General features: G+C 68.4%; 15 protein-coding genes, 3 tRNA genes and 2 pseudogenes. 8 read left to right on the top strand and 12 right to left on the bottom strand.

Annotation, left to right across the window (positions count from 1 at the left end; genetic code table 11):
* Nucleotides 1–52: 52 nt before the first annotated feature.
* Nucleotides 53–403: a metallopeptidase family protein gene (locus QUE44_RS09365; RefSeq protein ID WP_286214254.1), complete on the bottom strand. Its 351-nt coding sequence runs from the start codon at nt 401–403 to the stop codon at nt 53–55.
* Between the two features lie 95 nt (nt 404–498).
* On the opposite strand from QUE44_RS09365, the gene QUE44_RS09370 reads away from it, so the two are divergent.
* From QUE44_RS09370 to QUE44_RS09385, 4 genes are all read left to right on the top strand, one after another.
* Nucleotides 499–571: transfer RNA gene (locus QUE44_RS09370), tRNA-Glu, on the top strand.
* Nucleotides 572–631: 60 nt separating this feature from the next.
* Nucleotides 632–705: transfer RNA gene (locus QUE44_RS09375), tRNA-Asp, on the top strand.
* A gap of 64 nt (nt 706–769) precedes the next feature.
* A tRNA-Phe gene (locus QUE44_RS09380) sits at nt 770–845 on the top strand.
* 236 nt (nt 846–1,081) lie between these two features.
* Complete coding sequence (locus QUE44_RS09385) at nt 1,082–1,288, top strand: hypothetical protein (protein WP_286214255.1); 207 nt, start codon at nt 1,082–1,084, stop codon at nt 1,286–1,288.
* 323 nt (nt 1,289–1,611) lie between these two features.
* On the opposite strand, the gene QUE44_RS09390 is transcribed toward QUE44_RS09385, so the two are convergent.
* On the bottom strand, nt 1,612–2,010 hold the full coding sequence (locus tag QUE44_RS09390) for a hypothetical protein (RefSeq protein WP_286214256.1): 399 nt from the start codon (nt 2,008–2,010) through the stop codon (nt 1,612–1,614).
* Between the two features lie 327 nt (nt 2,011–2,337).
* Here QUE44_RS09390 and QUE44_RS09395 point away from each other — a divergent pair, with 327 nt between their 5' ends.
* Nucleotides 2,338–3,633, top strand: coding sequence for a Fic family protein (locus tag QUE44_RS09395; protein WP_286214257.1), 1,296 nt, complete (start codon nt 2,338–2,340; stop codon nt 3,631–3,633).
* Between the two features lie 645 nt (nt 3,634–4,278).
* Here the strand turns inward: QUE44_RS09395 and QUE44_RS09400 are convergent.
* The gene (locus QUE44_RS09400; RefSeq protein WP_286214258.1) at nt 4,279–5,241 is read right to left on the bottom strand and encodes a nucleoside hydrolase; all 963 of its coding nucleotides are present in this window, start codon (nt 5,239–5,241) and stop codon (nt 4,279–4,281) included.
* A 106-nt stretch (nt 5,242–5,347) separates the two neighbouring features.
* Between QUE44_RS09400 and QUE44_RS09405 the strand changes: the two genes are divergently transcribed.
* The gene (locus QUE44_RS09405; RefSeq protein WP_286214260.1) at nt 5,348–5,728 is read left to right on the top strand and encodes a phage holin family protein; all 381 of its coding nucleotides are present in this window, start codon (nt 5,348–5,350) and stop codon (nt 5,726–5,728) included.
* Nucleotides 5,729–5,735: 7 nt separating this feature from the next.
* Here QUE44_RS09405 and QUE44_RS09410 read toward each other — a convergent pair whose 3' ends face one another.
* From QUE44_RS09410 to QUE44_RS09420, 3 genes are all read right to left on the bottom strand, one after another.
* Nucleotides 5,736–6,704 (bottom strand): DMT family transporter, encoded by a 969-nt coding sequence (locus QUE44_RS09410; protein WP_286214261.1) that lies wholly within the window; start codon nt 6,702–6,704, stop codon nt 5,736–5,738.
* Nucleotides 6,701–7,234 carry a methylated-DNA--[protein]-cysteine S-methyltransferase gene (locus tag QUE44_RS09415; protein ID WP_286214262.1) on the bottom strand — a complete coding sequence of 178 codons (534 nt, stop codon included), beginning with the start codon at nt 7,232–7,234 and terminating at the stop codon, nt 6,701–6,703. The genes QUE44_RS09410 and QUE44_RS09415 overlap by 4 nt, the downstream gene beginning before the upstream one ends.
* A gap of 102 nt (nt 7,235–7,336) precedes the next feature.
* Nucleotides 7,337–7,534, bottom strand: a complete 198-nt coding sequence (locus QUE44_RS09420) for a BldC family transcriptional regulator (protein ID WP_286214264.1) — start codon at nt 7,532–7,534, stop codon at nt 7,337–7,339.
* Between the two features lie 292 nt (nt 7,535–7,826).
* Here QUE44_RS09420 and QUE44_RS09425 point away from each other — a divergent pair, with 292 nt between their 5' ends.
* Both QUE44_RS09425 and QUE44_RS09430 read left to right on the top strand, forming a co-directional pair.
* Nucleotides 7,827–8,012: a DUF3073 family protein gene (locus tag QUE44_RS09425; RefSeq protein ID WP_286214265.1), complete on the top strand. Its 186-nt coding sequence runs from the start codon at nt 7,827–7,829 to the stop codon at nt 8,010–8,012.
* 232 nt (nt 8,013–8,244) lie between these two features.
* Nucleotides 8,245–9,093, top strand: a complete 849-nt coding sequence (locus QUE44_RS09430) for a type IV toxin-antitoxin system AbiEi family antitoxin domain-containing protein (RefSeq protein WP_286214266.1) — start codon at nt 8,245–8,247, stop codon at nt 9,091–9,093.
* 156 nt (nt 9,094–9,249) lie between these two features.
* On the opposite strand, the pseudogene purM reads toward QUE44_RS09430, so the two are convergent.
* The 6 genes and pseudogenes from purM to QUE44_RS09460 form a co-directional block, all read right to left on the bottom strand.
* Nucleotides 9,250–10,364 (bottom strand): annotated as a pseudogene (gene purM, locus QUE44_RS09435) (phosphoribosylformylglycinamidine cyclo-ligase).
* A complete protein-coding gene (gene purF, locus QUE44_RS09440; RefSeq protein WP_286214267.1) occupies nt 10,361–11,800 on the bottom strand; it encodes an amidophosphoribosyltransferase in 1,440 nt (479 codons plus the stop codon). Before purF ends, purM begins: the two are co-directional and overlap by 4 nt.
* A 70-nt stretch (nt 11,801–11,870) precedes the next feature.
* Nucleotides 11,871–12,200: a hypothetical protein gene (locus QUE44_RS09445; protein WP_286214268.1), complete on the bottom strand. Its 330-nt coding sequence runs from the start codon at nt 12,198–12,200 to the stop codon at nt 11,871–11,873.
* A gap of 99 nt (nt 12,201–12,299) precedes the next feature.
* Complete coding sequence (locus QUE44_RS09450) at nt 12,300–13,232, bottom strand: carbohydrate ABC transporter permease (protein WP_286214269.1); 933 nt, start codon at nt 13,230–13,232, stop codon at nt 12,300–12,302.
* Nucleotides 13,232–14,214, bottom strand: a pseudogene (locus QUE44_RS09455) (carbohydrate ABC transporter permease). Before QUE44_RS09455 ends, QUE44_RS09450 begins: the two are co-directional and overlap by 1 nt.
* A 106-nt stretch (nt 14,215–14,320) precedes the next feature.
* The gene (locus tag QUE44_RS09460) at nt 14,321–15,688 is read right to left on the bottom strand and encodes an ABC transporter substrate-binding protein (RefSeq protein WP_286214270.1); all 1,368 of its coding nucleotides are present in this window, start codon (nt 15,686–15,688) and stop codon (nt 14,321–14,323) included.
* Nucleotides 15,689–15,699: the final 11 nt, after the last annotated feature.

Here is a 15,699-nt window from a genome sequence, read left to right on the forward strand (position 1 = left end):
GGTGTCGTGGTCCATGGTGCGCTCCCTTGCTGGCAATCCGGCTCGATCCAGGCTAACTCCAGCCCAGTTCGTGCAGGCGCGCGTCGTCGATCCCGAAATGATGTGCGATCTCGTGCACCACGGTGACCGCGACCTCCTCGCGCACGTGGTCGGCGTCCTCGCACATCCGCAGCGTCGGGTTCCTGTAGATGAAGATGCGGTCGGGGAGGTCGCCGCCCCACAGGTCGCCGCGGTCGGTGAGGGCGACGCCGTCGTAGAGACCCAGCAGGTCGGGGTCGTCGCCCTCGGGCTCGTCCTCCACCAGGATCACGCAGTTGTCGACCATCTCCAAGAGCTCGTCGGGGATCGAATCGAGGGCGTCGTCGACGGCCTTCTCGAAGTCCTCACGGGTCATCTCCACCATGGCTCGATGCTAGGCGCGAGAGGCGATTGGTGTTTTCCCGGCGGAGACACTATTCTTCTCTAGGTCTTCGACGCACATGCACCACGCGTGGATGAGCCCTCATCGTCTAGCGGCCTAGGACGCCGCCCTTTCACGGCGGTAGCACGGGTTCGAATCCCGTTGGGGGTACGAGGTCGGGTTCCAGATGGTCTAAACTTCATACGTCTTGCTCGCGTTTGCGAGTCTCAAGGCCCTGTAGCGCAGTTGGTTAGCGCGCCGCCCTGTCACGGCGGAGGTCGCGGGTTCAAGTCCCGTCAGGGTCGCGACACGTGGGCCCCTTCAACGAAGGGGCCTTACGTTTCACAGTAGGGAGACGTCTCTACGCCAGGCTCTGTAGCTCAGTTGGTAGAGCGCACGACTGAAAATCGTGAGGTCACGGGATCGACGCCCGTCGGAGCCACCAGCAAGGCCCCCGGATCCCGGGGGCCTTTTGCTTTGCCGGGGACGATGCTCGCACCGGCCCCGCCATGCCCGTGTCGGCGACCCGGACACCAGTCGCGGATCACGATTCCGGGGGCGCGTGATGCCCATGTCCACGTTAGGGGCGACCGCCGTCGCCGTCGCAAGTAGTCCCGGCGCGACCGACGTCGCGGCCGAGGGCAGGAGCCTCGGCGTGTCGCTCCTTCTCAAGGATGACCGATGCGTGTGACTCTCACCCGCCGCCGACTGGCCGGCATCCTCCTATGCGTTCTCGCGCTCGGCATCCTTGTCGGTGACGGGATCGCCCGCGCCGCCGGCTGGGACGGACCCGTCACGGCGCAGTTCATCGGTGCGATGATCGCGTTCATCGGAGCCGGGTTGACCGCGGCGGACGCCACCATCGCTCGGTCGAACGGGCACGAGTGAGTGCACCACCTGCGGGTATCAGCACCCGCTGGCTGTGCCACCGCACCGACAACGGGACTCTGGCGTGGCTGGGGTATCTGCGCCTGGACCCGCACTGGCACGCACGAGCACGTGTTGCTACATACGGGGGAACCTAGGCTCAGACGCTCCGGTCAATCAATACTGCTCCGAGCACGCCGTGAACAGCCATCCGCGTCGATCTATGCACCTTCCAAGCCCCCTTGGCTCATCTAGACCTGAGCACGCAGGCGTTTCCCGCGTGCCTTATGGCGACGCCGCAGAGGCGTCACGTCTGTGTTCGAGTGCTGCAACTGACAGCGCGCTCACCCGAGGGCACGGCGAGTGAGAGTCACGCGCCAGACCGCGATAGCCCATATCGGCATCGAGCCGAGAGCTGACAAAGCCAAGGCAGCGCCAACGGTAAGCGGTGTCTCGTGGATCACCCCGGGGACGAATGCCGATGCGAATAGGACAAGCAGTCCGAGCGCTGACAGGATGCGGTACCTGAGCGACAAGTCCGTGGCATACGCGAACGCAAGCGCCTGAAGCGCCGCGACAGCTCCGATCATCACTATCGGCGCCGAGCTCTCGGCAGAGGTGAGGATGCCCGCAGTAAATGCGGCACCGACCGCCGCGAGTACCACCGTGGCGGCCGCGTTGATGCCGGCGGCGCTGCGCTCATGGCGCCATCCATTCCCCGGACGCGGTTCAACAGTGCTCATGAGCCCCTCCCTGTGTGGACTGCTTCATCGAAGTACCTGCTAAGACGCTATCGAGACTCAGCAACTCGCCGCTGCCCCCACTTCTGGGGGCACTTGCCGCAGCGGGGCGTGGTGAACGGTGAGGTGAGGTCTTTCACCTATCGGCGCGGCAGACCCGACATGCGCGGCGCATACCTTGACCGGATGCTCGAGGGCCGCCTCTGACCGCTCGCAGCCGTGACGGAACTCCGCTGCTGCTCAACGGCACTACTTCAACCTTGATCGCCGCCCTTCCATATTCAAGGCTATGAGATTATCATTGAACAAGAGTCCGGAGAGGTCAACGATATGAGCGAGCGGCCACGGCGCACCGCAGGCACCCCCGCCGGCGGCCAGTACGCCTACAACGCCAGCGGCGCCGAAGCCGACCTCAACCTGACCGCACCCAACCGCGGCTGGCCCGCACTCGACTACGAAGACGTGCAGTGGCGTCTGTCCGACGAGCTGCGCGGCGCAGCGCCGATCCAGCAGGTCATCCGGCTCGAGGCGCGCCCCTACCAAGCAGCGATCCCCGCAACCATCGCTGACCTTGACCCGCTCGCGGAGCTCTCCCCCGCCAGCATCGAGCAGGCCGCCGATGCCGCCGCGCAGATCCTCATGTTCGACCGCGAAGCCGCCGCCCTACCCGTGCCCATGCCTGCGGTGCTCCTGCGCACCGAATCCGCATCGAGTTCGCAGATCGAGCACCTCACCGCGAACTCCCGCAACCTCGCTACCGCCGCACTCGGTATCACCGCCGGCCAGAACGCCGACCTCGTCGCCGACAACGTCGCAGCCATGACCAGAGCCATGACTGGAAGCGGCGACCTCACCCGCGAGCACATCCTGCACATCCACCACACGCTGATGGAACGCTCCGAGCCCGACATCGCCGGCCACTTCCGCCGCGAGCCCGTCTGGATCGGCAAGCCCAACCTGTCCCCGCACGGCGCCGACTTCATCCCGCCCCGCTGGGAACGCATCAACGACTGCGTCGACGACCTCACCGCCTTTTCGCGCCGCCTCGAGCTCAACGCGATCGTGCTCGCCGCAATCACCCACGCCCAGTTCGAGACCATCCACCCCTTCGTCGACGGCAACGGCCGCACCGGACGCGCCATCGTCCACACCCTGCTGAGGAACACCGGTCACGCGATGGCAACCACCGTGCCCGTCTCTTCCGGCCTGCTCGGCGACGTCGACGGCTACTTCCGGTCACTGTCCGCCTACCGGCAAGGCGACATCTCCCCTATCGTCGACACCTTCGCCACCTCAGCAATGCGCGCCGTCGCCAACGGCCGCCGCCTCGCCAACGACACCACGCGCATCCACGACGACTGGCGTGCCCGCATCAGGGCCCGCTCCGACTCGGGAGCCTGGCGCCTGGCCGACCACCTGTTCGCCCAGCCCGTCGTCAACTCCGGGCACGTCGCCCGCTTCCTCGGTTCATCCCCACAGGGCGCGTTCAACGCGATCGGCACTCTCGTCGACGCCGGTGTCCTCACTCAGACCTCCAGGGATCGCCGCAACCAGCTGTGGCAGGCGAAGGATGTCCTCGATGCGATGGATGACTTCGCGGCACGCGCCACCCGCCGCGGACTCTAGGGCGCTGCGCGACGCAGCCGACCGACTCGACGGCGACGTGCGCGAGGCCCGTCACCGCCGACTGGCGACACTGCCTGGTTCGCACGCCCGCTCAGCCCAGACCGTCATCCGCCGCCAACGTCAGCGATGTCGGCGGTCAGAGCGTCGCGATGAAAGAGAACAGACCCCATCGCGGTGCTCGAATGAGCACTCGCGACGAGGTCTGTGTCAGGACTGCTGCCTGCTGGTCGGCTCTACCTAGTCGTCTCGGGAAACAAGGTCCTCAGGATGCGCCTCGCGCCGAATCCTGCCTACCTCGGTCGCCACCATGCCAACGGCCACGACGACGAGCCCGACCCCGGGCCACTTCGTGTCCGGCGACGACGCCCACAACACCCCGATCACGGCCATCCCGACCGCCGCGACGAGGCGAACGACTCTGGCCATTGTCATGCGCAACACCCCCACAGACTCAGAGCGATACCGGCAAACGCCCACCCACCTGGCTCCGCGCATGCGGCGACAGTCGAGAAGCCAAGAGTAGCCACGGCGGAGTGTTCAGGACCGGACTCGCCTGACCGCCCTCTCGCGCCCGGCACCCACGTGCCTGACGAGACAGGGCCACATCAGACGATGCCCGCGCCGGCCCCGCGAGAAGGTGCTGCCTCAGCGCGACAGGATCCCCAGCATCGTCTCGAAGAGAAGCTCGCCGTCCGCGAGCGTGATCGCGGTGCAGTTCGCGTCGCCGGGGTTGGCCGGCACCACATCGGTCGCGCCGCGCCGCTCCCCCTCGAGCGCCACCGTCATCACGAACGGGACCTCCTCGACCACCACGGCGGGGTCGATCGCCGCGAGCACCGACAACGTGTCGGGGTGGGTCGAGCCGGCGGCGCCGTGAGCGGTGTCGAAGTCGAACGGCGCCTGGTTCGCGCGCACGAAGAACGCGGCACGCTGCGTGCCGGTCGCCTCGATGCGGGCCACGCGGTTCGCGTCGAAGACCGCGTCGCGCAGGGTCACGGGCGACCAGGTCACGAACCGCAGGCGCGCAAAGCCGGCGCCGACCACGGCTGCCGCGGCCTCGGGATCCGCGTAGATGTTGTACTCCGCCGCGGGCGTGATGTTCCCCACTCCGTCGAGCGAGCCACCCATCACGATCAACTCACGGACGTTGCTCACGAAGCTCGGGTCCCGCTCGATGGCCAGCGCCAGATTCGTGAGAGGACCGATCGCCACCACCGTGATCTCGCCCGGCGACGCGGCCGCGAGGCGCACCAGCGCGTCGACCGCATGCTCGGGCTCCGGAGTGGCGTCATTGGTGCGACGCTGGCCTCCCACGCCGTCGCCGTGCACGTCCTCGGCGCCCACCCAGCCTCCGCCCAGCGCCTCGCGTGCGCCCAGGTAAACCGGCACCTCGCCCAGCCGGCCCGCGACCTCGAGCGTGAGGAAGGCGTTGTGGACCTGCTGGTCAAAGCCCACGTTGCCCTGGACCATCGTGATCGCACGTAGGTCGGCGCGGGGATCGAGCAGCGCGAGCAGCAGCGCGAAGCAGTCGTCCGACGCGGTGTCGGTGTCGACAATGAGCGGGACGGGGACGGGTGCGTGCTCGGACGCGAGGGCAGTTGAGGTCACGGCCACGACCGTAGCAACTGAGGCATCGTCCCTGCTTCAGGCTCACGCGTTTGCGCACCCGTGCCGATAGACGATTGACTAGGGAACATCTACTGGGAGGTTCCGCATGCCCGACAACTTCGGACGTTACTTCGTCAATGCGATCGTCGCCGGCCTGCTGGGCCGGATCACGGGAGTGATCAAGGCGGAGATCGCGCGCGCCAAGGAAGAGATTGCACGCAAGCTCAAGGGCATCGGGGTCGGGATCGGCCTGCTCGTGGGCGCAGGGGTGTTCGGCTTCTTCGCGACCGGAGTGCTGGTGACCGCCGCGATCCTTGGCCTCGCCGAGGTCTGGCCCGCGTGGCTCGCCGCGCTGACCGTTGGCGGCGCGCTGCTCCTGCTGGTGCTGATCCTCGCCGGGATCGGCGCGAGCCTCATCAAGAAGAACAAGGACCTCACGCCTCACGAGTCGATCGACAACGTGAAGTCGGCGGTCGGGCTGTCCTAGCCTTCGCTCACACCCGCTCGTTGGCCTCCACGGCAGGGGCCGCCGGGGGCACCGCACCGCTACCGACCACCTCGGAGCGAGCGCGCTCACGCGGCTTGCGCTGCGCGAGCCACACCCCCGCGAGCACCACGACGGCGCCCACCGGCTCGTGCCACAGCAGCTCCTCGTGGAGCACGAGCACGCCCAGGACCGTCGCGACGATCGGCACCACGTAGGTCACCGACGCCGCGGTGGTCGCGCCCGCGAGCTTCACCACGCGCCAGAAGAGGACGTACGTGAAGCTGGTCCCCAGCACCCCGAGCGCGAGCAGCCCCCACAGCACCTCGGAGTCGAGCGCGAGGGCGCCCTCCGCGGGAGCCGGGGCGGCGAGGGCGAACGGCAACAACAGCACCGCGGAGATCCCGATCTGCACGGCGGAGAGGGTGGTCGGCCCCTCCTTGACGCGCGTGAGCAGCATGCGCGACATCGTCGACCCCACCCCGTAGAACGCGGTCGCGAGCAGCATGAGCGCGGCTCCCCACAGCGGCAGCTCGCTCACGTTCCACGCGCCGAGCAGCACCGCGATCCCCACCGCTCCCACCACCAGGCCCGCGACCTGCGCACGCGTCGCGCGCTCGTGCGGAATGAGGAGCGCGACGAACAGCGCGGTCCACAGCGGCGTGGTGGCGTTGAGCAGGCTCGCCAGGATGGACGTGATGTGCTGCTGGGCAAGCGGGATGAGGACGAACGGCACGGTCGACAGGCCGATCGCCACCACGCCGATGCTCGCGACGTCGCGCCTACTCAGCTGCGGCTTGCGACGGGCCACGAGGAGCATGGCCCACAGCACCACCGCACCGATCAGCACGCGACCGAAGCCCACCTGGGTGGCGGTGAGGCCGCGCAGCGCGAGTGAGATGAACAGGAAGCTTGACCCCCAGGACACCGCGGCGACGATGAACGCGGGCACCCACGCGCGGGCGGGCGCCTGGGTCACGAGACGACTGCCGCGGTGCGGGGGCGCTGTCCCTCGAGCTCGAGCATCGCTGCCTTGGCGCTCGCTCCCCCAAAGCCGTACGACCCAAGCTCGCCGCCCGACTTCACGACCCGATGGCACGGCACGAACGGCGCGAGGTTGTTGCGCGCGCACGCGGTTCCCGCGGCTCTCATCGCGCGCGGGCGGCCCGCGAGCGTCGCGAGCTCCTGGTACGACACCACGGTGCCGCCGGGAACGGCGCGCAGTTGTGCCCACGCCTCCTGGAAGAACGGCCCGCCGTCCTGCGCCGCGGGCACGTCGGTGATCGCGTCGGCGTCGCCCTCAAGCCAGGCTGCAACGGCGGCGGCCACGTCCGGCTGGTCCCCCTCGACCCAGCCGCGCGACTGCAGGCGCGACGGCAGCGCGGAGGCCGTATCGAGCATCGTCCTGAAGCCCGAGGACCGCACCACCCCATCCTCAGGGGTGAGCAGCACGGTCAGGGTGCCGAACGGCGTTTCGTAGGACGCCGCGATGAGCGGTGAGTCGATCATGAGAGCAGGCTACGCCTGGGGTCCGACACCGGTCCGGCGGGATTCGGACACGGCGACGATGCGCGCGGCACCCCTCCCCGAGGAGGGGCGGTCAGGCGAGGGTCAGCGACCCTCTTGTGCCGCGGCGAGCAGCGCCTGGACCTCGGCCTCACGGAAGCGGCGGTGGCCGCCGAGCGTGCGGATCGAGCTCAGCTTGCCGACCTTGGCCCAGCGGGTGACCGTCTTGGGGTCGACGCGAAAAATCGCGGCAACCTCGGATGGCGTGAGTAGCTTCTCCGGCTCGTGAACGGTGTCAGTCATCGTGTCTATCCCTCAGTCGATCGTGGCGCCTCTGGGGGGAGGCCTGGCTGCCGATTGAGACGCCCGACACCTCCGATTATGACGGCGATGGGGCGAGTTTTCCTGTATATGCGATTTGTGTCACATTCGGGCGCGTCGCTGGGGGTGCTGGAGTATCCTGCGCAGGTCGGGTGACCCGCGCGGCACCTCAGGAGGGAAGTCGCGGCGGGCCTGACGCGCGTTGTAAACTGCGGGTCAGGAATGACGACGCGGCGCCCACAGCGAGGCGCGCGAGAGCGGAAGGGACGGCGACATGGGGCGAGGCCGTCAGAAGGCTAAGGACGCGAAGATCGCACGCCAGCTCAAGTACACCAACCACGGAACCGACATCCGTGCGCTTGAGCGCGAGCTGATCTCTCGCGACGGAACCCCGGTGGCTGCCCCCGTCGTGGACGAGCCCGAGGACTACTACGACCGCTGGGCCGACGACGAGGACTGAGTCCTCGCGCTGTCCCGCCTGCTGTCCCCCTTCTCCTCCGCAAGTCACACATCTGACGCCGGGTAGGCGCTGGTTTGTGCTCGCTTCCAGCGTTACGGGTCCCGAGATGTGTGACTTGTGAACGGGTACGGGCGGCGACCGCACGTATGCACAGGCTCGAGTCAGCGCCCGGCTCTCCACAGGTCTGGGTGGGCCGCTCGACGGTGACAGCTCGCGCCGACAAGGTCGGGTCATGGACCTTGCGCGATTCGCCGCCTCGCTCGGAGGAACCGTCGAGCGCTCGACCTTCGCCGCGTTCGGTGTGCCCGGCACGGCACTGACCGCCGCCGTCCGATCCGGCGAGCTGCACCGCGTCCGCCGGGGCTGCTACACGGTTCGGGGCGCGGATCCCGTGCGACGTGCCGAGGTCGCGTGGCAGGGAACGGCCACGTGTGTGACCGAGCTCGATCGTCTGGGCCTGCCCGTCCCGCCTGCCGGAGGCCTCATTCACCTGACGCGTGGATTTCACCGCAGCGAGTCAGGGCGCAACCTCTCGACTCCGGCTCACGTTCGCTGGCACCTCTCGCCCATGGGCAGGCTCCAATGGGTATCACCCGCACTCGCTCTCGACGAGTCCGCGCGGTGCATCGGCCGCGTCGACCAACTGATCGCGCTCGATGCGGCCCTCGCGAAACGCACGGTCACTCTCGACGATGTCGCGGCGTTCGACGTGACATCCCGGCGCCGGCGCGACTGGCTCCTCGCCCTCGCCGACGAACGCACCCAGTCGCCTCCCGAGACGCTCGCGCGGGTGGCGCTCCACGCCGCGAAGATCCCGTTCGAGTTCCAGTACTCCTGGCCAGGCACCGGACGGGTGGACTTCCTCATCGGCGGGCTGTTCGTGGTGGAGGTCGACGGGTGGAGCTACCACTCGGACGACTCGTCGTTCGGTCGCGACCGCGCGAGAGACAGGTCGACGCTCCTGTCGGGTTCCGCGACGATGCGCTACACCGCCTGGGACGTCATCAACCGTCCCGCGCTCATGGTGGATGAGGTGTGGCGGTTCCTCAGGATGCGTCGGGCCATCCCCAGGCCGGCGTGACGATGGCGAGAGTCTCTCGACGTGCAGCTCCCCACTGCGTTCACAAGTCACACATCTCGCGACAGGTGAGCCGCGCATCGTGCGGGATCGCGGACCTACGTGGCGCCAGGTGTGTGACTTGCGAAAGAAGGCGCGCGCGGACAGGCCCCGAGCGGTCTACGCCCGGTAGGTGCCGCTCATCAGCACCGAGCCGCCGTCGACTCCCTTGGCGCCGCGCACCACGTCGGGTCCCACCGGCAGCGCCGGGTCCGTCACCACGGAACCGAGCACCCATGCGGGGACTCCCGCGGCGCCCGAGGCGGCGATGAGGGAATCGGCATCGGACGGCGAGACCACCGCGACCATTCCGATGCCCATGTTGAGCGTCGACTCGAGGTCGTTCCACGGCACGGAGCCGGCGGCCTGCACCACGGAGAACACCGCGGGCAGGTCCCACGCGCCGCGGTCGACCGTCGCCGCGAGGCCGCGCGGGAGCACACGCGCGAGGTTCGCGGCGAGTCCGCCGCCCGTCACATGCGAGAACGCTCGCAACCCAGGAGTCGACGCGGCCAGCGACACGCACAGCTTCGCGTAGATGCGGGTGGGCTCGAGCAGCTCCTCGCCCACGGTGCGGCCCAGCTCAGGGAGCGATGTCGACAGCGACCAGCCGGCGTGTGCGACCACGGATCGCACCAACGAGTAGCCGTTCGAGTGCAGTCCCGAGGAGGCCATCGCGACGACCACGTCGCCGGAGCGCACGCGGTCCGGGCCCAACAGCTCGGAGGCCTCGACCACGCCAATCGCGGCGCCCGCGACGTCGTAGTCGTCCGGCTCCATCACGCCGGGGTGCTCGGCGGTCTCGCCGCCCACGAGCGCCACGCCGGCCATCTCGCAGCCCACGGCGATACCGCGCACGATGTCCGCGATCCGTTCGGGCACCACGCGGCCGCACGCGATGTAGTCGGTCATGACCAGAGGCTTGGCGCCGCACACCACGATGTCATCGACGACCATCGCGACCAGGTCCTGGCCGATGGTGTCGTGCACGTCGAGGGCTCGGGCGATGACGATCTTGGTGCCTACGCCGTCGGTCGAGGAGGCCAGCAGCGGGCGCTCGTACGACTTCAGCGCGGAGGCGTCGAACAGCCCGGCGAACGCGCCCACTCCCCGAGCACCTCGGGTCCGTGGGTGCGCGCGACGGCGGACTTCATGAGCTCGACCGCCTTGTCACCCGCCTCGGTGTCGACGCCAGAGGCGGCGTAGGTGATGCCCTCGGGCGAAGCTGCACTCACGAACGGACCTCCACGGGCTGGGAAACGAGCAGGTGGCGAGCGTCAACGGGCGGCTCGACCGGGTAGGTGCCGGTGAAGCACGCGGTGCACAGGCGCGACTCGGCCTGCTCCGTCGCGGCGAGCATGCCCTCGAGCGAGATATGGCCCAGGGAGTCGGCGCCGATCTGGTCGCGGACCTCGTCGAGGCTGTGGCCCACCGCCGCGAGCTCGTCGCGCGTCGGGAAGTCGATGCCGTAGAAGCACGGCCACTGCACGGGCGGCGACGAGATCCGCACGTGGACCTCCGCGGCGCCGGCCTCGCGCAGCATCGCGATGAGCGCGCGCTGCGTGTTGCCACGCACGATCGAGTCGTCGACCACCACGAGGCGCTGCCCCGCGATGACCTCGCGCAGCGGGTTGAGCTTGAGACGGATGCCCAACTGGCGCAGCGTCTGCGACGGCTGGATGAACGTGCGACCCACATACGAGTTCTTCACGAGCCCCTGGGCGAACGGGATGCCCGAGGCCTGCGCGTAGCCCACCGCCGCCGGCGTGCCGGACTCGGGCACGGGGATGACAAGATCCGCCTCAACCGGGTGCTCGGCGGCGAGCGTGCGCCCCATGGCGAGGCGCGCCGCCTGCACCGACCGGCCCGCGATGGTGGTGTCGGGTCGCGCGAGGTACACGTACTCGAAGATGCAGCCCTTCGGGTCGGCCGCGGCGAAGCGCTGCGACCGCACCCCGGACTCATCGATCACGAGCAGCTCGCCCGGCTCGACCTCGCGCTCGAGGCGCGCACCCACGATGTCGAGCGCCGCGGTCTCCGATGCCACCACCCAGCCGCCGCTGGGCAGCGCCCCGTACACGAGCGGCCTGATCCCCTGGGGATCGCGTGCGGCGTACATGCGGTGCTCGTCCATGAAGACGAACGAGAACGCGCCGCGCAGCTGCGGGAGCAGGTCGAGAGCGACCTCCTCGAGGCTGTCGAAGCCCGTGGCACCCAGGAGCGCCGTCACGATCGCGGTGTCGGTCCCTTTGCCGCCGCTCAGGTCGAGGCGCTTGGCCATGCCCTCACGCGAGGCGAGGAGGTCGAGCAGCTCGGGCACGTTCGTGAGATTGCCGTTGTGGCCCAGCGCGACCGTGCCGTGGGCCGTGGGACCGAGGGTGGGCTGGGCGTTGGCCCACACCGAGGCACCGGTGGTCGAGTAGCGCGTGTGGCCCACCGCCATGTGCCCTTGGAGTGCCTCCAGCGCGCCCTCGTCGAAGACCTGCGACACGAGTCCCATGTCCTTGAAGACCAGGATGTTGTCGCCGTTCGACGTCGCGATTCCCGCGGACTCCTGGCCGCGGTGTTGGAGCGCGTAGAGACCGAAGTAGGCGAGCTTCGCGACCTCCTCGCCCGGCCCGAACACGCCGAACACGCCGCACGCGTCCTGCGGCGCCTTCTCGCCCGGCATGAGTTCGTGGCCGAGCAGCCCGTCCCCGCCGCGTCGCGGCGTGAGGGGGTGCCGTCGGGGCGGCGAGCGGTCATCGGTTACCTTCCGGACGTGGGGACGATGCTCGATCGAGCCCGCGATCAAGAGACGTGGCGAGGGCGCCGCCCACCAGGGCGCCGATCAGGCCGAGCCCCAGCGTGAGGACGACGAAGACCATGAAGCGGCCCACGCCGGTCGAGTTCGGCAGGAAGAGCGCCAACAGCATCGACACGAGAATCCCGATCGCCACGCCGGTGCCGATGAACCGACCGAACAGCGGTGACCGGCGCACGCGCACCGGGGTCGCCACGGTCTCAAGGTTCTCCGGCACGGGCTGCTCGGAGGAGGCGGTGGCGTTGTCGTACTCGGGGGCGTCGCTCACGGGCCAATTCTAGGCGGTGGCGGCGCGGGGCGGGGACGGCGATCAACGGGGCCGGGAGCCGCTTGGCCCCCGACCCCGCTCGGTCCCCCTCAATGCCCGTCAGCCCTTGGTGGAGCCGGCGAGCAGACCGCGTACGAAGTACCGCTGCAGCGAGAAGAACACGATGAGCGGCACGATGATCGAAACGAAGGCGGCCGCGGTGAGCAGTTGCCAGTCGGAGCCGCGGTCGCCCGCGAACTCCGCGAGTCGCTGGGTGAGCGGCGCCGTGCGAACAGTGCCGCCCGAGAACACCAGCGCGACCAGCAGGTCGTTCCACACCCACAGGAACTGGAAGATCGCGAGCGACGCGATGGCCGGCAGGGACAGCGGCAGAACGATCTTGGTGAACGTCTGGGTGTGGCTCGAGCCGTCGACCTTGGCGGCCTCCATGATGTCGCGCGGGATCTCCGAGATGAAGTTGTGGAGCAGGAAGATCGCGAGCGGCAGGCCGAAGATCGTGTGAGCGACCCACACGGCGGCAAACGTGCCGGAGATGTCGATCCAGTCGTAGTTGAAGATGCGCAGCAGCGGGATGAGCGCCATCTGCAGCGGCACGATCTGCAGGGCGAACACCGCAACGAACATCCACGACGCCCCCTTGAACGGGATCCACGCGAAGGCATACGCGGCCATGAGGGCGAGCACCAGCGGGAAGATCGTGCCGGGAATCGCGATCACGATCGAGTTCACGAAGTACTGGCCGAGGCTCGCGGAGGAAGCTCCGGACTCGAACAGAATCGTGTTGTAGTTGTCGAAGGTCCATCCCCAGTTCTCGAAGATGGTCCACCAGCCGGTGGTCTTCACCTCGCGCTCGGGACGGAACGATGAGATCGCGAGGCCGAAGACCGGGATGGTCCACAGGGTCGCGATGACGATCGCCGCGATGGTGGCGCCGCGCGACGTGAGCCGTGTCTTGACGCGCTTGGCCTTCTTGGGCTCGGTGGGGGTGAGGTCGGGATCCTCGACGGTCTTGGGGGCGGTGGGCACGGACATCAGCGCGCCTCCTTGTGCTGACGAAGGACTCGGACGTTGTAGATGATGATCGGGATCACCATGACGAACAGCACCACCGCGAGCGCGGCACCGATCGACGGCTGACCCAGCCGGAAGGCCCTCGAGTACATCTCGTTGGCGACCACCGAGGTCTCGAACTGACCACCGGTCATGGTGCGCACGATGTCGAAGACCTTGAGCGTCGCGATGGTGATGGTGGTGACCACGACCACGAGCGATCCGCGGATCCACGGCACCGTCACCGACCAGAAGCGCTGCCACGCGCTCGCGCCGTCGAGCGACGCGGCCTCGTGGAGTTCGGCGGGCACCCCTTGATGGCCGCGGACAGCACGACCATCGCGAAACCGGTCTGAATCCAGATCATCACGATGATCAGGAAGAACGTGTTCCCGGGTGGGGTGTTGAGGAACTGCTGCGGCTCCTGACCGAACCACACGAGCACCTGGTTGAGGAATCCGATTTGGTCGAAGCCCTCGGCGCGGTACTCGTACATGAAGCCCCAGATGATCGACGCGCCCACGAAGGAGATCGCCATGGGCATGAACACCAGGGACTTGAGGACCTTCTCGCCCTTGGAGCGGTCGATGAAGACCGCATACGCAAGGCCGATGATTGTCGCGCCGAGCGGCACCAGGATCACCCAGATGATGGTGTTGCGCAGCACCGTCGTCATCACGGGATCCGTGAAGATCGTGACGAAGTTGTCGAAGCCGTTCCAGGTGCCGTCGTCCGCGGTCATCGACTGGCGGATGGTCTGGATCGCGGGCCACACGAGGCCGAAGATCAGCAGCAACAGGGCGGGGGCCACGAAGAGCCCCAACTGGATCGCGTCGCGGCCGCGCTTGGGCGCCTTGTCCGCGAAGAACATCAGCAGGCCGACCACGGCGAGGAAGATCGCGACGGCGATGAGCGCCCCGCCGACCTTCCCGCCGGACTCGGCCCAGAAATTGTCGGAACGCATCGGCAACTGCAGTGCGGGGGCCATCACCGTCGACAGCATCGTCGACTCCTCTCTCCACGGACGGACGGTGCCGGTCGGGAGACCCGACCGGCACCGCACTCAGACATCACGGCCAGGTTGCGTCGATCTCCGACGTGACCTGCTCGGTGGTCTTGGTTCCGTTCACCCAGTCCACCATGCCGGTCCAGAAGGACGCCGCACCCACGGCCGCGGGCATGAGGTCCGAGGCGTCGAAGCGGAAGATGGTGTCGGGGTTCTGCAGGATCTCGACCGCCTGCTGGCCGATCGGCGAGCTGGCGTTGGCGGGGTCGAGTCCCTGGTTGGCGGAGATGACGCCGCCGAGCGAGACGCGGATGTTGGCCCACGTGTCCGAGGACATGAAGGTCTGCAGCGCGACCGTGGCGGGGTCGTCGTTGAAGGCGGCCACGAACTCGCCACCACCGGTCACCGCGGCGGGGTCACCCTCCGCGACGGGCGGGGTGATGAAGGCCCACACGTCGCCGTCCTCGGCAACCGTGGTGCCCTCGGGCCACTGTGCCTCGTAGAACGAGGCCTGGTGGTGCATCGAGCAGTTGCCATCGAGGATCGGCAGGCCGCCGTCGTTGAACGACGTCGAGATGATCGACTCCGGTCCGCCGAGTCCGCCGTTGACGTACTCGGGGTTGAGGGCGATCTCGCCGAACGTGTCGAACGCTCCCTGGATCTCGGGGGAGGCGAAGGGCAGCTCGCCGGCGACCCACTGGTCGTAGGCCTCGGGTCCGGCCTGGCGAAGGACGATGTCCTCGATCCAGTCCGTGCCCGGCCAACCGGTCGCGTCACCCGACTCGAAGCCGATGCACCACGGACGGTACTGCGTGTTGTCCGCTCCGTCCGCGGCCATCTGCGCGGTGAGCTCCATCATGGCGTCCCACGTCGTGGGCACCTCATAGCCCTTCTCCGCGAACTCCGAGGGCGAGTACCAGACCCAGCCCTTGACGGAGGCCATGAGCGGGGCGGCGTAGAAGACGTCGTCGAACGTGCCGTAGCCCTTCCAGCTCTCGGACCAGAACTCGTCGACGTTGGCCTCGACCGCGTCGGGGGCCTCCATGACGTGTCCCGCCTCGACCAGGCGAGCCAGCAGACCGGGCTGCGGAATGATCGCGATGCCCGGAGGGTCGCCCGCCTCGACGCGGACGTTGATCTGGGTCTCAAACTCCTGAGTACCCACGTAGTCGACCGTGATGCCGGTGCACTCCTCGAACTGCTCGAAGGACGTCACCAGGTCGTCGGCCTCGCGTTCCTGGATGGTCGAGTAGACCTGAACGGTCTCGCCCTCGTGCATGCCGTAGTCGGCGTAGTCCTCACAGCCCTCGGCCATGGTTCCGCCGCCGCCGCTCGTGGACCCGCCCTCGGGGTCGTCGCCACCGGAACATCCGGCGAGCACCAGGCCACCCAGCGCGAGCGCCGTGACCGGGAGGATGAAACGTCGATTCATGTGTACTGCGC

This window comes from Demequina sediminis (genome assembly GCF_030296675.1).
GTDB classification, from domain to species: Bacteria; Actinomycetota; Actinomycetes; order Actinomycetales; family Demequinaceae; genus Demequina; species Demequina sediminis.